General features: G+C 46.0%; 17 protein-coding genes and 1 pseudogene. 15 read left to right on the top strand and 3 right to left on the bottom strand.

Translation table 11 applies throughout. The features are described 5' to 3' along the window. Positions 1 to 69 precede the first annotated feature (69 nt). The 4 genes and pseudogenes from ACXADP_RS12940 to ACXADP_RS12925 all read left to right on the top strand — a co-directional run bounded on the left by ACXADP_RS12940 (position 70) and on the right by ACXADP_RS12925 (position 5,028). A complete protein-coding gene (locus ACXADP_RS12940; RefSeq protein WP_474971605.1) occupies positions 70 to 2,229 on the top strand; it encodes a glycoside hydrolase family 3 N-terminal domain-containing protein in 2,160 nt (719 codons plus the stop codon). Positions 2,230 to 2,753: 524 nt separating this feature from the next. After that, the gene (locus tag ACXADP_RS12935) at positions 2,754 to 3,548 is read left to right on the top strand and encodes a hypothetical protein (RefSeq protein WP_474971604.1); all 795 of its coding nucleotides are present in this window, start codon (positions 2,754 to 2,756) and stop codon (positions 3,546 to 3,548) included. Positions 3,549 to 3,597: 49 nt separating this feature from the next. After that, a pseudogene (locus ACXADP_RS12930) lies at positions 3,598 to 3,663 on the top strand (zinc-ribbon domain-containing protein); the annotation flags it as partial. A gap of 9 nt (positions 3,664 to 3,672) precedes the next feature. Next, a complete protein-coding gene (locus tag ACXADP_RS12925) occupies positions 3,673 to 5,028 on the top strand; it encodes a TcaA NTF2-like domain-containing protein (protein ID WP_474972316.1) in 1,356 nt (451 codons plus the stop codon). Between the two features lie 198 nt (positions 5,029 to 5,226). Here the strand turns inward: ACXADP_RS12925 and ACXADP_RS12920 are convergent, their stop codons facing one another. Continuing rightward, positions 5,227 to 5,355, bottom strand: coding sequence for a hypothetical protein (locus tag ACXADP_RS12920; protein WP_280513294.1), 129 nt, complete (start codon positions 5,353 to 5,355; stop codon positions 5,227 to 5,229). A gap of 191 nt (positions 5,356 to 5,546) precedes the next feature. Further along, positions 5,547 to 6,296, bottom strand: a complete 750-nt coding sequence (locus tag ACXADP_RS12915; RefSeq protein ID WP_474968236.1) for an SDR family NAD(P)-dependent oxidoreductase — start codon at positions 6,294 to 6,296, stop codon at positions 5,547 to 5,549. Between the two features lie 272 nt (positions 6,297 to 6,568). Here ACXADP_RS12915 and ACXADP_RS12910 point away from each other — a divergent pair, with 272 nt between their 5' ends. From ACXADP_RS12910 to ACXADP_RS12900, 3 genes are read left to right on the top strand one after another with little or no spacing between them, the layout of a single operon-like run. Further along, the gene (locus tag ACXADP_RS12910; protein WP_474971603.1) at positions 6,569 to 7,315 is read left to right on the top strand and encodes an alpha/beta fold hydrolase; all 747 of its coding nucleotides are present in this window, start codon (positions 6,569 to 6,571) and stop codon (positions 7,313 to 7,315) included. 30 nt (positions 7,316 to 7,345) lie between these two features. Then, positions 7,346 to 7,483: a hypothetical protein gene (locus tag ACXADP_RS12905; RefSeq protein WP_156896435.1), complete on the top strand. Its 138-nt coding sequence runs from the start codon at positions 7,346 to 7,348 to the stop codon at positions 7,481 to 7,483. Positions 7,484 to 7,527: 44 nt separating this feature from the next. Next, the gene (locus ACXADP_RS12900; RefSeq protein ID WP_027953909.1) at positions 7,528 to 7,710 is read left to right on the top strand and encodes a hypothetical protein; all 183 of its coding nucleotides are present in this window, start codon (positions 7,528 to 7,530) and stop codon (positions 7,708 to 7,710) included. A gap of 22 nt (positions 7,711 to 7,732) precedes the next feature. Here ACXADP_RS12900 and ACXADP_RS12895 read toward each other — a convergent pair whose 3' ends face one another. After that, entirely contained in the window at positions 7,733 to 8,965 is a 1,233-nt protein-coding gene (locus ACXADP_RS12895) for a dicarboxylate/amino acid:cation symporter (protein WP_281657844.1), read from the bottom strand. Between the two features lie 132 nt (positions 8,966 to 9,097). On the opposite strand from ACXADP_RS12895, the gene ACXADP_RS12890 reads away from it, so the two are divergent. From ACXADP_RS12890 to ACXADP_RS12855, 8 genes are all read left to right on the top strand, one after another. Beyond that, a complete protein-coding gene (locus ACXADP_RS12890; RefSeq protein WP_474971602.1) occupies positions 9,098 to 9,910 on the top strand; it encodes a hypothetical protein in 813 nt (270 codons plus the stop codon). 281 nt (positions 9,911 to 10,191) lie between these two features. Then, complete coding sequence (locus tag ACXADP_RS12885; protein WP_474971601.1) at positions 10,192 to 11,607, top strand: YfcC family protein; 1,416 nt, start codon at positions 10,192 to 10,194, stop codon at positions 11,605 to 11,607. A 111-nt stretch (positions 11,608 to 11,718) separates the two neighbouring features. Continuing rightward, entirely contained in the window at positions 11,719 to 11,937 is a 219-nt protein-coding gene (locus ACXADP_RS12880) for a hypothetical protein (RefSeq protein ID WP_027953913.1), read from the top strand. A gap of 115 nt (positions 11,938 to 12,052) precedes the next feature. Further along, complete coding sequence (locus ACXADP_RS12875) at positions 12,053 to 12,235, top strand: hypothetical protein (protein ID WP_474971600.1); 183 nt, start codon at positions 12,053 to 12,055, stop codon at positions 12,233 to 12,235. A gap of 26 nt (positions 12,236 to 12,261) precedes the next feature. Continuing rightward, positions 12,262 to 12,855 (top strand): hypothetical protein, encoded by a 594-nt coding sequence (locus ACXADP_RS12870; protein WP_474971599.1) that lies wholly within the window; start codon positions 12,262 to 12,264, stop codon positions 12,853 to 12,855. 270 nt (positions 12,856 to 13,125) lie between these two features. Next, complete coding sequence (locus tag ACXADP_RS12865) at positions 13,126 to 13,656, top strand: YcxB family protein (protein ID WP_474971598.1); 531 nt, start codon at positions 13,126 to 13,128, stop codon at positions 13,654 to 13,656. A gap of 63 nt (positions 13,657 to 13,719) precedes the next feature. Next, positions 13,720 to 14,349, top strand: a complete 630-nt coding sequence (locus ACXADP_RS12860; protein ID WP_474971597.1) for a GNAT family N-acetyltransferase — start codon at positions 13,720 to 13,722, stop codon at positions 14,347 to 14,349. Further along, a complete protein-coding gene (locus ACXADP_RS12855; RefSeq protein ID WP_474971596.1) occupies positions 14,346 to 15,545 on the top strand; it encodes an alanyl-tRNA editing protein in 1,200 nt (399 codons plus the stop codon). The genes ACXADP_RS12860 and ACXADP_RS12855 overlap by 4 nt, the downstream gene beginning before the upstream one ends. Positions 15,546 to 15,619: the final 74 nt, after the last annotated feature.

The raw sequence follows: 15,619 nt of genomic DNA, 5'->3' as shown, positions 1-15,619 counted from the left end.
GGTGACATTATACTGCGAATATACTTATTCGAAACGTTTCACTAATTCTTAAACTGAGGGGGAACATTCATGGGAGAACATCAACTGAAACACTTATTGGATCAAATGACTGTAGAAGAAAAGGTGGGACAGCTCGTCCAATTGGCCACACCCTTTTTCAAAGGAGCTTCCGATCGAGGGGAAATTACAGGTCCGATGGTTCATATGAATATAGATGAAGAAGATATCAAACGTACAGGTTCAGTACTAGGAGCTTCAGGAGCGAAAGAAACGATCAATATTCAAAAGGTTCATATGGAAGAGAGTCGGTTAGGCATTCCTTTGTTGTTCATGTCGGACATTGTTCATGGGTTCAAGACCATCTTTCCTGTACCCTTAGCAATCGGCTGCTCCTGGGATATGGTGCTGGCTGAAAAGAGTGCTTCCATTGCAGCTAGAGAAGCGGCTGTCGCCGGCGTGCACGTCACTTTCGCTCCGATGGTGGATTTATCACGGGAACCCAGGTGGGGGCGAATCATGGAAAGCACAGGGGAGGACACCTTCCTGAACAGCCAGTTTGCCCGGTCATTCGTCCGAGGTTTTCAAGGAGATCTGGAAAATGATCCTCACAAAGTAGCTTCCTGCGTCAAACACTTTGCTGCCTATGGGGCGCCGGAGGGCGGACGTGATTACAATACCGTCGATATGTCCGAATGGCAGCTGCGTGAAAACTACCTTCCCGCCTACAAGGCTGCGTTAGATGAAGGTGCGCAAATGGTGATGACAGCCTTCAATATTTTAAATGGTATGCCATCGACAGGGAATGAACCGTTAATGAGGGGCCTTCTCCGAGATGAATGGAAGTTTGATGGCGTGCTCATTTCTGATTGGGGAGCGGTGAAGGAATTGATCCCTCACGGCGTCGCAGAAAATGAAAAGCAGGCAGCGGAAAAAGCAATGAAAGCGGGCGTCGATGTCGAAATGATGACGTCCTGTTACGTCAATCATGTAGAAGAACTGATCGAGGAGGGGAGATTGGAAGAAAGCACCCTCGATGAAGCTGTGCTGCGTATTCTGCAATTGAAACAGAAACTTGGATTGTTTGATAATCCTTACCGGGGAGCGAGTGAACAAGAGGAAGACACCCATATTCTCTCCACGGAAAACAGAAAGGCTTCCCGTGAACTGGCCGCTAAATCGATGGTACTCCTGAAAAACGAAGGGACTCTACCTTTGCAGAGGGATCAAAAGGTCGCTTTGATCGGTCCATTCGCCGACAATACCGATATTCTCGGGCCGTGGTCATGGGGAGGTTCAGCCGATGATACTGTTACCGTTGCTTCCGGCTTCTCCCAATACTTATATGTAAACCAGCTCCTAACTTCAGCAGGGACCGGCATTGAAACGGGAACGGACGAACAAATGGAAGCGGCACTGCAAAAAGCCGCACAGGCAGAATCCATCGTTGTAGCGCTGGGGGAGCATTCTGATATGAGCGGGGAGGCTGGATGCCGGGCAGACATCCGCATTCCTGAGGTCCAGCTAGAGCTTCTGAAAAGAATCAAAGCATTAGGGAAACCTGTCACTGCCGTTCTATTCAATGGACGTCCTCTGGATCTACGCGAAGTCATTGAAAATGCCGACGCCGTCATTGAAGCCTGGTATCCAGGAACCGAAGGCGGGAACGCGCTCGCAGATCTCCTATTCGGCGAAGTGAACCCATCGGCTAAACTGACGATGTCGTTACCTTATTCCGTTGGACAAGTTCCGATCTACTACAACCGTTACAACACAGGCCGTCCTAAAGGTGCGCCGGATGCCCAGGAGCGCTATGTATCTCAATATCTCGATATCCCGAATGAACCATTATTTCCGTTCGGGTATGGATTGAGTTACAGCCGATTTGAATATGCCCAATTGATGGTTTCCTCGAAGCGGATCCAACAAGATGAATCACTGACAGTCTCTATACAAGTTACCAACACAGGTGATTATGCTGGAGAAGAAATCGTTCAGTTATATGTGAGAGATTTGGTGGGAGAGGTTGTCCGACCGTTGAAAGAGTTGAAGGATTTCGAAAAGGTTTATCTCCATCCTAATGAGAAGAAGGTCATTCATTTCACTCTTACAGAGGATCAGCTCAGGTATTATCATTCGAACATGGAACATAAAAGTGATGCAGGGGAATTTGAGGTTTTCGTAGGACCAAACAGTCGGGATGCACAGTCTGTAAGATTCTTTCTTGATTAAATCCATCTTCACTCCAGAACCACATGGAATCTTTCCATGTGGTTTTTTAAGTTGATCTTTATAGAATCATACATGCCTATTCATTTATAGGTAAATTACTGAAGAAGGTTCGCGCAGAGTAATTCCTACCTGCCTATTCCTAAGGGGTTGTTTTTGTAGGTGCATATATAAAGGGGGGGATAGAAAAAACTCCGGTTGGTAATAACCATCGCTGGTTTGCGATTCAAATGCAAAAGCATCAACCTGAAATACTTTATAGCTGGGTGAATCTTTCTTAATGAATAATAAGTACCATATTTTTGTTTATTTTTTGTAAAAAAACTAGGTTATTTAGTTTTTATATGTATAATAGGGTTAGTTATCCTTATCAGTAAAATATTACATGATAAGGATAATTTTTTAATTTTGAGAAAGGAGTACAAATCATGTAACGCGCGCTTTTCATATAGCTGTTTTCTGAAGCCTATACCATACATATCAGCAACGCAGTTTCAGGCGAAAAATACTTAAAAAGGGATGATGAGATGAAATGTCCACAATGTAACCATGAACAAATATCCGGGAAGTTCTGCGGAGCCTGTGGTGCTCCGTTGGATCAATCCACTCCGGTAGGAAACGCGGAACAGGCTGCAACAGCTTCTACCATGGGAAATCAATCAGCCGGATCCGGCAAGGAATCGGTGGAGAAAGTTAAAAAGATGTCGGGAGACTATGGTCAAGGAGCTCTGCGTTTTCTAAAGCAGCCTTCCTTAGCCTTCCATACAGGAGAATCGGCTTTTGCTCAAGGCCTTGTCACGCTGATCATCTATATGGCGGCTTTTTCTATGAGTCTTTATTTCTTAGCTAATTCATTATTCAAGCTTATGGGCATGGGTTTTGGAGAACAGGCTTCTCTTCCGTTCTTCAATATCAGTTCCAGATTATTTTTAGTTTCTTTGATTGGACTGGTTATTTGTTTGGCTTCTCTGTTTATGATGGCAAGGTTTATGGGGCTGTCATTAACGATTAAACAACTAATTGCTCAATATGGCTCCTTAGTCACTCCGTTTGCTGCTATTAACGTGCTGGCCATTGTATTTGGACTTAGCGGGGCCGTGGTTATGACAATGTCGTTATTAGGGATTTCCACCACGTTCGTGCTTACAGTGGTACCAGCTATATTTATTTATCATAAGGGACTTTTGTTGAATGCGGATCGAAATGTGTTTTATTGGAGTACAGGAACCAGCTTATTGATTTTGTTTATTTCCTACTTGATTTGGGATTGGATTATTTCGGATATGTTGGATAAAGTCGATTCATTTCTATCCTTCTTTTAATAGTATACAAACGCAATCTATAGAGTTATAGAATAAAGGAGCGGTACAATTGAAATATTGCACGAAATGCGGGGAGAGTCTTGAAGAGAACCAAACGTTTTGTATTTCCTGTGGATCTAAGCAGATGGAAAATCAACCGGAGGCTCAAGCAAATGTCGCACAGCCTGTTCAGCATCGTCCTCCAAGTAAGCCGATGTCAAAGAAGAAAAGAGTCGGGATTTTCTCAATTATTGCTTTAGTCGTTTTATTAACGAGTGCACATTTTATTATTTCATCGGTAACCGATCCGTTAAAGATCGTTCAGGCAATGGATCGAGCGGTCACTGATCAAGATGCAGAAGCGTTTTTTGATGAGGTGGATGTTAATGAGACCGCATTGATTAATAAAGAAGAATATTTATCTTATATTCATTCTTCTGATTGGGAAAGCATGCGAATCCAGTTGACGGAAGGGTTCGAAAGTGAAGATGGGCAAACGTTTGATTTCTCCATTTACGAATATGGTGGAGGTAAAGTGTTCACTGTAAAAGAGCATCCTAAGGTGTTCGGCTTGTATTCCACCTATGATATCGAAGCCATCCCCAATCAAGTGGTCGCTTCTGCAAATGTGGAAGATACGAGTGTTTCCATTGAAGGAGAAACTTTGAGAGTGAAGGGCGTTTCTGAATACCAGGATCTTACTCTGGCCTATCCAGGAGAGTATGACGTTAAGGGAGAGGCTGAATCCGAGTTCGGAACTTTTGAGTACAGGGGTACATGGAGTGTTTTTCCCAATGAATTAAACGAGTCTGAGTTAATGATTGATTTTCCAAGTAATTCCTACACCCTGGATACAAATAAAGAAGACGCTATTTTATTTATCAATGGAGAAAGTACGGATAAGCCTTTGTCAGCCTACCCGGAACTCGGGCCGTTTCCCGTAGAGGAAGAAGTGACGGTTCACGCTGAGTGGGAAGATGAAGATGGGAAGACTCATACAACTGAAAAGGTGGATACACAATCCAATCTATGGGGGTCAATACCATTATATTTTGAGGAGTTGGAAGCGGAAGAAGTCCATGCGGACAGAGAGCCCGATACCAATACCAACACAACAGAGGATGCGGATAATAGCCAGGGGGAGACTATTGAAAAGGCTGAAGTGGAAGATTTCATGCTGCAGTTTTTGGGGCAGAGCATAGATGCTTTAAATTCTAAGGATTTCTCCATTGTGGAACCATATTTCAGTGCAGACGGAACTGGTAAAGCAGAATCACGTGATTTTATAGAATCAGGTCGAGTTGAGAGTGAAACTTTACTGGATGGAAAAATGCTCAATTTGAAAGAAGTGGACGAAGGTGAATATGAGGTAACCATGAGTGAAACTTATGAAATTGATTACTCAGATGGAGACTACAAAGAACCGACTTTTGAAGCGACTTATCTCCTCAAAGAAGAAAATGGTGAATTAAAAGTCGATTCCTTTGTGGAAATCAATTGACTTGTAAACATTAAAAGTGGGAGTGTAACCAAACCGATGGGGAAGGGTTCCACGTTAAGACGTGGAACCTTCAACTTGTAGAGGAATTTTTGTTTCTTTACGAGCTTTTTTCTTTCTTACCTCCAGGAGCGAAAGCCCCTTTCCGTGGCCGAGCTTCCTCGCAATACCTACGCTCGGCGATTTCGGACTACTCGTTCTTTAAAATCGAAAAAGACTCTTCTTCACCCGGATCACCCTTGCTGGATGGAGGACAACCTTTTTCATATTCCGGCAGGCAGCCGTCATCAGCGCAGCCCATGCCGTACTTTTGAATCTGCGAACCTGCATAGGGTGCAACCTCTCTCCTCTATATTCTAACGTCGGCACGAGGAGCGTTCGGTGGTGATGCCCGCGGCATTCATCCAACGATAAGCGGAATGTGATCCCTTTACACGACAATTGGAAAACTCTAACTGGTTAGCACAGGCTTTTTCTACAGCAAAAAGGTTCCACGTTTAAGACGTGGAACCCTTTTGGTTTTATTTGGCGTTCGTGAAGCCGCCGTCGATGCGGACCACTTCGCCATTGATATACTGAGCTTTCGATGTAAGCAGGAAATTGACAAGCTCGGCCACTTCTTCTGGTGTTCCGAGCCGCTGCTGCGGAATTCCTGCTTCTGCGCTTTTCTTCATTTCCGGGTTCGCCTCAAAGTAGGAAGCGACCATTGGTGTTTCGGTCGGACCTGGGGCTACGGCGTTGATCCGCAGACCGTCTTTGGCATATTCGGCCGCCATACTCTTCGTAATTCCTACAAGGGCGTGTTTCGTGGCGGAGTATGTGACAACCGTTGTCTGTCCGATGACTCCGGCACTGGAAGCGGTGTTTACGATAGCGCCTCCGCCGTTTTTAATCATCACATCGGCTACATAGCGGATGCCGTACATGCTTCCCATTAAGTTAATATTGATGATCTTTTCAATCTCTTCGATATCTGTATCTAAGTAGTATTTTCCGCTCCCGGAGATGCCGGCGTTGTTGAAGAAGTAATCGATGGTACCGAACTTTTCGACGGTTTCATCGACATATTTTTTCACTTCTTCCGCTTTGGAAACGTCAGCCTGTACAAAAATCGCATCAGGTCCGATTTCTTTTACCAGTTTGACGGTTTCCTCTCCCGCTTCCTCGTTGACATCAACGACGGAAATGTTGACACCTTCTTCTGCCAGTCTCAGTGCAGCGGAACGGCCCAGGCCACTGCCGCCTCCTGTAACAATTGCAACTTTACTCATCATGATAACCTCCTATGTCAATAGTAGAAATGATGTGTTTCCGGTGTTTCATGTTTATTATAGAAGTCCTTGATGAAAAAAGAGAAGCAAACTGCTCAGAGTCATACGTGGTTAAATTTTCCTATAGAAATATATGGGTGAATACCGGTTCGTTTGCCAGGGTTATCTTGTAATAAACAACTTAATTGGTAAACTATGTTATTATTTTCATAAGAATGATAAAGCAGGTTTTATTCTTTATCGATGGGGATGAGAGAGGGAGGAGGGGTGTTATGATATTGCATTCGATCATAGAAGGGGAGGGAGATCCTGCCGTTTTTCTTCACGCAGGGCTTCAGACGGGGGAGAGAGATTTTGTGGAACAGCGGAAATCGCTGAAATCTACCATGTGTGTCATTGCTCTGGATTTAAGAGGGCATGGAAAATCAAAGAGTGATGATCTGGGTCATTATTTTGAAGCATGCGCGGAAGATATCAAGGATACGCTCGATCACTTAAAGCTGAAGCGCGCCCATCTCATCGGTGCCTCTATGGGAGCCTTGGCTTCGGTAGTCTTTGCGAAACGGTTTCCGGAGTATGTGGCTACGTTAACGACTTCAGGGATCATGGCGGACAAGCCGGATCACTGGCTGGAAATCCATGAAAAAGAAGCGTCTTTTCAAAGACAGCTGCGTAATGATAAAGACATAAATCAACATTTCACAGAATTGCACGGACCAGGTTGGGTGAAGCTGCTGGACCTTGCTCAAGATGAGAATTGGTATCCATTTTCTTACACAAAAGACTTGGACGGGGGAAGTATTCCTGTTCTTTGTATCGCCGGTGAAGAAAATGAGTTTGAAACAGCCACTGTTTTGAAATATAAAAGAAATCATAAGCATGTTCACGGAGCGGTGGTCCCATTTGCCTCCCATTTGGTCCATCAGGAGAAGCCGGAGGAATTCAATCGTTTCCTCCATCAGTTTTTAGAAAGCTATCCGTTAAAAAGATTCCAAGAGGTGGATGGTTTAGGTTTATAGATGATCCATCCATGGGAAAGGAAGTCCTTTATGGGTTTAGTGCTTATTTTTATTATTATTGTAACGGCCATATCCATTGAACTGCAGCTGCGGAAATTGAATAAAACCAACGAACAGATTTTGAAACACCTTCAAGAAGGGAATAGAGAAGGAAAAGAACTTACGTAGTCAGGCTTACAGGTAAAACCTATTCACAAAAAGGATGATGAATCATGAGAAGGCTGCAGGCAGCAGCGCTTGTAGGACTGATCATCTGTCTCGTGCTTTATCTGACGGGGTATAAGAACACCTTGATATACGAAATGGCTTTCTTCATTACTATCGGACTGACACTATGGTGGACGGTGGTCAAATGGAAGTGGAGACGCAGAGAAGTAGAAAGAAACCGGACTTGATGGGTAATCAAGTCCGGTTTTTTCATGCTGCCTGGTCAGCGTTCTTTTCTTTTTTATCAACGACGGCGGATCCGACGATATCACCAAGCACGTTAGAGGCTGTGCCGGCCATGCCGATCAGTACATCCACGCCGGCGATGAGGGCGACAATTTCAAGCGGCAGGTTGAACATCGTCAATACCGCAGACAGGGTGACGAGCCCAGCCGCCGGGATGCCTGCTGTTCCGATGGAAAGCAGCGTGCCGACAGCGACGATGGTAATAAAATCGACCGCAGAGAGATCGAGTCCAGTAATGTTAGCGGCAAAGACGATGGAAACCCCCATGCGCAGTGCGCCTCCATCGGAATTGAAAACCGCTCCGATCGGGAGGGAGAAGTGGGCGGTTCGTTCGGATATGCCTGCTTTTTTAGCCGCTTCAACAGCCACCGGCAGGGATGCAATACTGCTGGAAGTGAAAAAGGCGGTCACGTAAGCATCTTTTGTCCGGCTGAAAAATTGTCGGATGTTCACTTTGGCATACATCAGAAAACCGGTATAGACGAAAATCCAGAGAAGTGCGACGCCTAAATAGAAAACACCGGTAAAGGCGAACAGGGACTGGAAGGTTTCCCATCCTTGTGTGGCAAATGTGGAGGCTCCAATAGCGAAAATCCCGATGGGTGCATAAAGCAGGATTCCTTTTAACAGAAGGAAAAACATTTCATTAGCGGCACGGAAAAAGCGGTATAGAAGATCGCCGTATTCCTTATGCTCCTCTGTTCCACGGAAACGCATTATGGATAACGTCAAACCGATGATGACAGCGAGAAAAAGGATGCCCATCAGTTCACCTGAGGAGAACGCCTGGAACAAGTTGTTCGGGACGATATTCAGCAATACATCAGAGAATCCCGGTGTCTCCGGCTTCTCAACATCAGCAGCAGGGAGGGTGAGGCCTGTGCCCGGGTTGATCCAAAGCGCAAGTCCGACCCCGATTAAAACAGCGGCCGCTGTCGTTATGCCGTAATAGCCGAGCAGCTTACCACCAAGCCGGCCGAGGTGTTTCGGACTGATTTCATTGATAGCCAGGACGACGGTCAGGAAAATGACGGGAACGGCGATCAGATTGAGCAGATTGATAAGGATGGTTCCCAGCGGCTGGACGATTTCCATCTCCGGTCCGACGACAATGCCCGCTGTAATACCAAGGACGAATCCGATGGTCATTTTTAATAGAAAAGAAGAATGTTTGTATAACTGCCAGATTTTTTTCATAGGTTACCCCTTTCTTTCTTGTACAAAAGTACATTATAACAGCAACTCATCCAATCCGGTAATCATTCATCCTTGAAAGATTGAAACCCGTATATTTCCTGAAACGTACAAGAAATGGAAGGGAGAGTTTTCATGATTGCCGATATGTATAAAAGAAGAGAGCGGACCGCGTACAGTCTTTTAATCCTTGTGCTGCTCATTACAGCTGGGGTGATTATTTTTATGAGGCCGTCAGGAACAGAAGAGTGGATGGAAACGGGATTCTTTCTCTTTCCGATCCTCCTCCTGATTTTCATTTCGCTTTCAAGCCGGAGGAAATACAACAAAGTCCGAAATATGGCTATCGAAGATTCCACTCGTTCATTAAAGGAACTGGATCATCTCGTTATCCAGCCGGATGCAGGCTTGTACCCGAGGCTTCTCGCTTTTGAGAAAAACGGAGCATATGTAGGAATGTTGAAAGTGGATGACCTGCCATGGTGGAGCCGCCCGCTCGTTGCCTTCCGTTCCTCTTTTCTGTCTTTTATTCCCTGCACCTTTCGTTTTTACTCCAATGAAGGGAGACCGTTGTTTTCCCTGCATAGGAAAGGGTTTAAGGAAACGGTGGTGGCAATTGATAATGAGAAGGAGGAAAAGGTGGGCTCTTACATACAAAAGGAATTCAAAAGCCTTATCCATATGAAGGGGATGATAAAGAATTCACGGGGGGAGGAGGTCTTATTCGTGCAGGCTTCCGGGTTATCCGGGGATTTCACACTCAAGGATGAGACCGGTCACACCTGGGCCCATTTTTATAACGGACGCTTTCCTATCGAATATACCCGGATCTTCCGTGATATAGACAATGATATGGTAGAGTTATCGGATACGCTGACAAAGGAAAACAAGACACTGCTGCTTGGAACGATCAGCTTTTTATTCATCGAGCGCCTTTTACGGAAATAAAAACGCTTTCGTCCTGTGAATTAAGAAAATAGGAGGGAGATCCTCAGATGGTTCCTCCTGTAAATGACCCCGCTGCTCTTCATGAAGCAGCGGTTTTTTTGTGACTATAGTCCTGCGTGAAATAGAAGGGAGGGATGATGGATCAACATTTTGTTTCTTTTAAATTTTGCAAATATTCACCGGAGCTTATATACTATACAACATCCATTTTAGGAAATCTTTACGTTTCATAGGCAGGGAAAAGAAACTATGAATACATATTCAGGAGGATTGTATCGTATATGAGTGTACCAGCAGAGAAGACAGAGATGCAGCATGAGAAAAAACGCCGGTGGGAGATGCCGGATACGTACGTCATTTTATTTGCCGTTCTCCTTGCTGCATCCATTGCTACCTATTTCGTCCCCGCTGGAACGTTTGAGCGGGAAACCGTTGAGGGGGTGGAACGTGTGGTTCCTGGCACCTTTAGTGCCGCTGACGGATCCCCGGCCGGATTTATGGACATTTTCATGGCGCTTCAGGAAGGAATGATCCAGTCTGCCGGGATGATCTTTTTAGTCTTGTTTGCCGGTGGAGCCTTCGAAGTGGTTGAACGTTCAGGCGCGGTCAAGGGAGGAATCCTGAGAGCGGTCCATTTGACCCGGGGGAAAGAGTTCTGGCTCATCGCTGTCGTCTCCACGTTATTTGCCATTGGTGGAGCGGTCGGTGTAATTGCGAACGCGGTCATTCCGTTCGTAGCAATCGGAGTCATCATTGCCCGGGCGTTGAAGCTCGATGCGATTGTGGCGGTATCGATTACGTTCGGAGCGACGTTTGCCGGGTTTAACGTAGGTTTCCTGAACCCTTACACCGTAGGAATTGCTCAGTCGATTGCTGACATCCCTTTGTTTTCAGGGATGGCGCTGAGAATGACTGCGTTCGTCGTGATCGTCGGGGTGACCATTGCTTATACGTGGAGATATGCGAAAAAGTTGTTACAGGATCCGTCGAAAAGCCTGATGGGTGTCTTGGATGAAGGGGAGGAAAAGGGGGGGTTAAAAGCACCGTTCACCACCCGCCATAAATGGCTGCTCGGTTTTGTCGGGGCCTGCCTTGCCTTTTTCATTTACGCTACAATCCAGTTTTCCTGGACGATCAATCATATGTCCGCCTTCTTTATCGTCATTGGTCTTGGAGCGGGCATCATCGCTGGTATGAACTACAATAAACTGGCACTGACGTTTCTCGATGGATGTCAGAAGCTGGTGTACGGCGCTCTGATCATCGGTGTTGCCCGGGCTGTGCTTATTGTGATGGAGAACGCCAAGATCCTTGATACAGCTGTACACGCCCTGTCGGTTCCTCTGCAGGAACTCACCCCCGTCACAGCTGCGCTCGGTATGTTTGCGGCGAACGGAGTCCTGAACTTTCTCGTCCCATCCGGAAGCGGTCAGGCGATGATCGCCATGCCGATTCTATCCCCGCTGGCGGATATGGTCGGGATTACCCGCCAGGTTGCCGTTCAAGCGTATCAATTCGGGGACGGGTTTACAAACAGCATCTTCCCGACGTCAGGCCCGCTGATGGCCAGTCTGGCCGTTGCAGGAGTTCCGTGGATCAAATGGGCGAAATGGATGCTTCCCCTGATGCTGATCTGGGTCGTCATTGCTGTCGTGATGCTCTCCATCGGGGTTGTCATCAACTGGGGACCTGTATGATCACAGGATTTTGAAAAGGAATTTCTCTTCTTCATGTCGAATAAATAAAAGAGCAGGACAAGGTCGTCCTGCTCTTTTAGAAACTCAAGTATGATGGAGGAGGAATGCATCATGTCCGGGGTATTTTCTATGGAACAGACGGTTGATGTACTAAAAAATAAGGGGCTGTCCAATCGGGATATTCTCTCCAACGTCGACAGCAGTCACTTTCCATTTGAACAGGAAGATATCGTTATGGCCTTCATTGATCTGCAGATTGAGTGTTCTTCGGACGAAGATTATGACAAGCTTGTGAATTACTTATATGGATTTAAAAACAACGCCTCCTAACTTCAGCCTCCGGCACCAGCTGCCGGGGGTTTTCCTATGCCTTTTATAAAAAATCAAGTTGAGGGTGTGGTATTTTTTTGAAATAATGGATAGGTCCGATTCAGGAGGTGTCAGTGTGAAGGAATATATCCGATTCTTTATATGGATGATCGTTGGAATGACGATCTTTCTGGTTCTTTTTTCAACGTTTGAGGACGGATGGATGGAGATTGCAGGGACAGCTGTTGCTGCCACCTTCTCCAAGTGGGCCATCGATAATTTCATGAAGGATCGAAAGAAAACATCAGAGAATCACTAAATGAGAAGGAAAGAAGTGATCATTCATTGTTTACCAGCCACAGCAAACTGGAAGTTAAGCCGCAATCTCTCTATAAAAGTCAGAAGCAGCAGTTTTCGATTCGGGCAGGTGGGGCGTTGATCGGGATGATCGAAGAAACAGCTGAGTCGGCGTCCAGCTGGAAGGATCAGCTGCTTCAATGGGTCAGCTTACATTTTATATGCAGTAAACATTTTCGTATGACCAACCCTAAAGCTGAGCCTGTGGCTGTTTTTAGTAAAAAGAGAGGACTGAATCAGCAGATCGATATTTTTGGCCGGGATGGGAAGCGGGTGGCCGTCCTTGAGCAGAAATTAAAATTCAGTTCTCAACGGTTGAGCGTCCGGGATACAGTTGGCCGCCTGCTGCTTTCGGCGGAGGGAAAGAATGGGTCACTGGATTTTGTGGTATATGAAGAAGGTGATCCTTCCTCAAAGCTCTCGACTATCAAAAAACGGTCGATTCCATATCCGACAACAAAGGAAGCTTTAGTGTCCATGGATCATTATGAGGTCAACAACCGTAGTGATCTTTCTGAGTTTCAACAGCTGTTGATCCTGATGATCCCGGTCATCGTCTTTGATCAGTTACATAATGCTTGAAACGTACTTGGAGTCCCAATCTATAAATCTGTCAGGGTGGTGTGTGTATGTATGGGTTCGAGCATGTGCCTCAATGGTACTATTGGAGTGCCATCGTTGTCTTTATTCTTTTCTTTATTATAGCGAAGTGGTGGATGGATAGAGATTAGAAGGGTTGGATGAGAAATCAACCGCCGGAACCAATACCAATGGGGTGAAAGTGGATTCAGAATGTGAACGACTATAAGAGGTGAAACTTTCATCCGTATCCATTGTCGAAAGGGAAGTTGTATGGAGAACATAGAAACAGAAGTTCAAGGGGTATTAACGTTTAAGGATGTCCACACGTTTATGCGGTTGAAAATGCAAAGATCAATAAAGCGTGTGGTCTTATTCTCTTTTTTAATATTAACGGGATTCTTTATCTCATGGTCTCAGGGACACTGGCTGGTCAACATTGTGTTTTCTGTAATGGAAGCTTTATTGTATACCTTTTTCCTCTGGCTGTTATGCCGGTTATTCGTCTATATGACCACACGTCTAACTTATGCGAAAAACCGGCATTTACAATCACCCATCACTTATCAATTATCTTCAGAAGGTGTTATTCAGAAGGGAAAAAACGCGTATTTATTACTGGAGTGGGATGAACTCACCTCTATAATGGAAAGAGAAGAGCATTTCTTCTTATCCGTTTACCGCACGAAAATTTTTATTGTGCCGAAGCATTTCTTTTCATCTAAAGAGCAGGTGGTTAATTACCGCAAGGCTTTGGATGAGTTTGCGGGAAGCAGAACGAAAGTGGATCTGAAAAAAGGATAGATAGGAAAGTATCGACTGGCTTTAGGACGGTCATTGTTCCTGCTTTTTAAGGAGGTGTTCTGGATGTTTGATTGGGTGTCAAGGGGGAGAGAGAGGTTTTCCATACACGTGGACGAACACACAAAACTCAGACTGCTCCATCCCTCAGATCAAAATGAGTTATTTCAGCTGATTGATTCCTCAAGAGAGCATTTACGAGTATGGCTCCCATGGGTGGATGCAGTCACACAGCCTGAACACTCCCTGCAGTTTATTCAACGCTCGCTTCAACAGTATGCGGATAACAACGGTTTTCAGGCAGGAATCATCGATAAAGGAGAACTGGCAGGGGTGATTGGTCTGCATGGCATCAACTGGGAACACAAATCCACTTCAATTGGCTATTGGATAGGAATGCACTTTCAAAAGAAGGGGTTAATGACAGCCGCCTGCCGGCAAGTCGTACGCCACTGCTTCCAAACGCTGAGGTTGAACCGAATTGAACTCCGGGTCGCTGTTGGAAATGAGAGCAGTTCGGCCATTCCCCGGCGGCTCGGTTTCGCATATGAAGGACGAATCCGTGAAGCAGAGATGCTCGGGAAGACGCACGTGGATCATGATGTATTTGGACTGTTGGAATCAGAGTCCGAGTTTACATGCAAAGCAAAAGGAGCTCATGGTACGATAGGGGATAGACAGGAGGAAGAACGATGACAAAGAAATTGTATTACGAAGATGCGTACCTTACGAGTTTTCATACATATGTAAAAGAAACCGGAATGGATGACCGCGGAACGTACGCGGTTCTTGAGGAAACGGCCTTTTATCCGACAGGAGGAGGTCAGCCTCACGATACCGGCACATTGAACGGGACTAGGGTTGTTGATGTCGAGGAAATCGATGGGGAGATCCGTCATTACCTGGCTGAAGCCCTGCCGCTGGAAGACACAAGTGTCCATGGCGTCGTGGACGAACAGCGGCGTAATGACCATCGGCAGCAGCACAGCGGACAGCACATCGTATCCGCCATTTTCCATGATGATTACCAGATTCCAACGACAAGCTTTCATTTGGGTGACGATACGGTTACCATCGACCTGGATACCCCTCAACTCAGTGAAGCCGTCATGAAGGAAGCAGAAGCGAAAATCAATAAGGTCATCCGCGCTGGTTATCCGATTGACACGAAATGGGTGACAGTGGAAGAAGCAGACACCTATCCACTTCGCAAATCGTTAAGTGTGGAAGGGGACGTGCGTCTTGTCATCATCCCGGAGATCGATTACAGCGGCTGCGGCGGCACACACCCCTCATCGACCGCGGAAGTGGCAACAGTGAAATTCCTCGGCTGGACGAAGAACAAAGGGCAGGTCCGTCTGGAATTTGTCTGCGGCGATCGTGTTTTGAAGCAGCTTGAAAACAAACATCAGGTCATCCAAGGAGTCAAGCATCTGATTTCCCGTCCGGAAGCGGAGCTGGTAGATGAGGTGAAGTCTCTCATCCAAGGTGACAAGGCAAAAGATAAAAAAATCGCTGAACTGGAAGAGGAGCTGTTATCTTATGAAGCTTCAGAGCTGGCAGCCGCTCATCGGGAGGAAAAGCTCATTGTGAATGTGTACAAGGATCGTTCCATCAAGGCTCTGCAGTCTCTGGCGCAGGCCGTGCTCAAGAAGACCTCTGACCATCAGGTTGTCTTTGTGAGTGAGCAGGAAGATCAGCTTCAATTTGTTATGGCAAGAGGGGAATCCCTCGATGGGAATATGAATGCGGTCGCCAAACAGGTGATGCCGCTGATTGAAGGCAAGGGAGGCGGCCGGCCTCACTTTGTTCAAGGGGGCGGCCGGAAGCTGATGTCCGGCGAAGCATTTGCTCAAAAAGTGAAGGAACACCTCCTTGCTCCTGCTGATTAAATAAAAAAGAAGCGTACCTGAAAAAGATCAGGTACGCAGTTTGTAGAGAAACCCCTGTTTCTTTACAAGCTTTT

The sequence above is a fragment of the Halobacillus sp. AWH4_228 genome (assembly GCF_056158365.1).
Note: the sequence above shows the minus strand (reverse complement) of the source record. Positions and strands in the feature narration are given on the sequence as shown.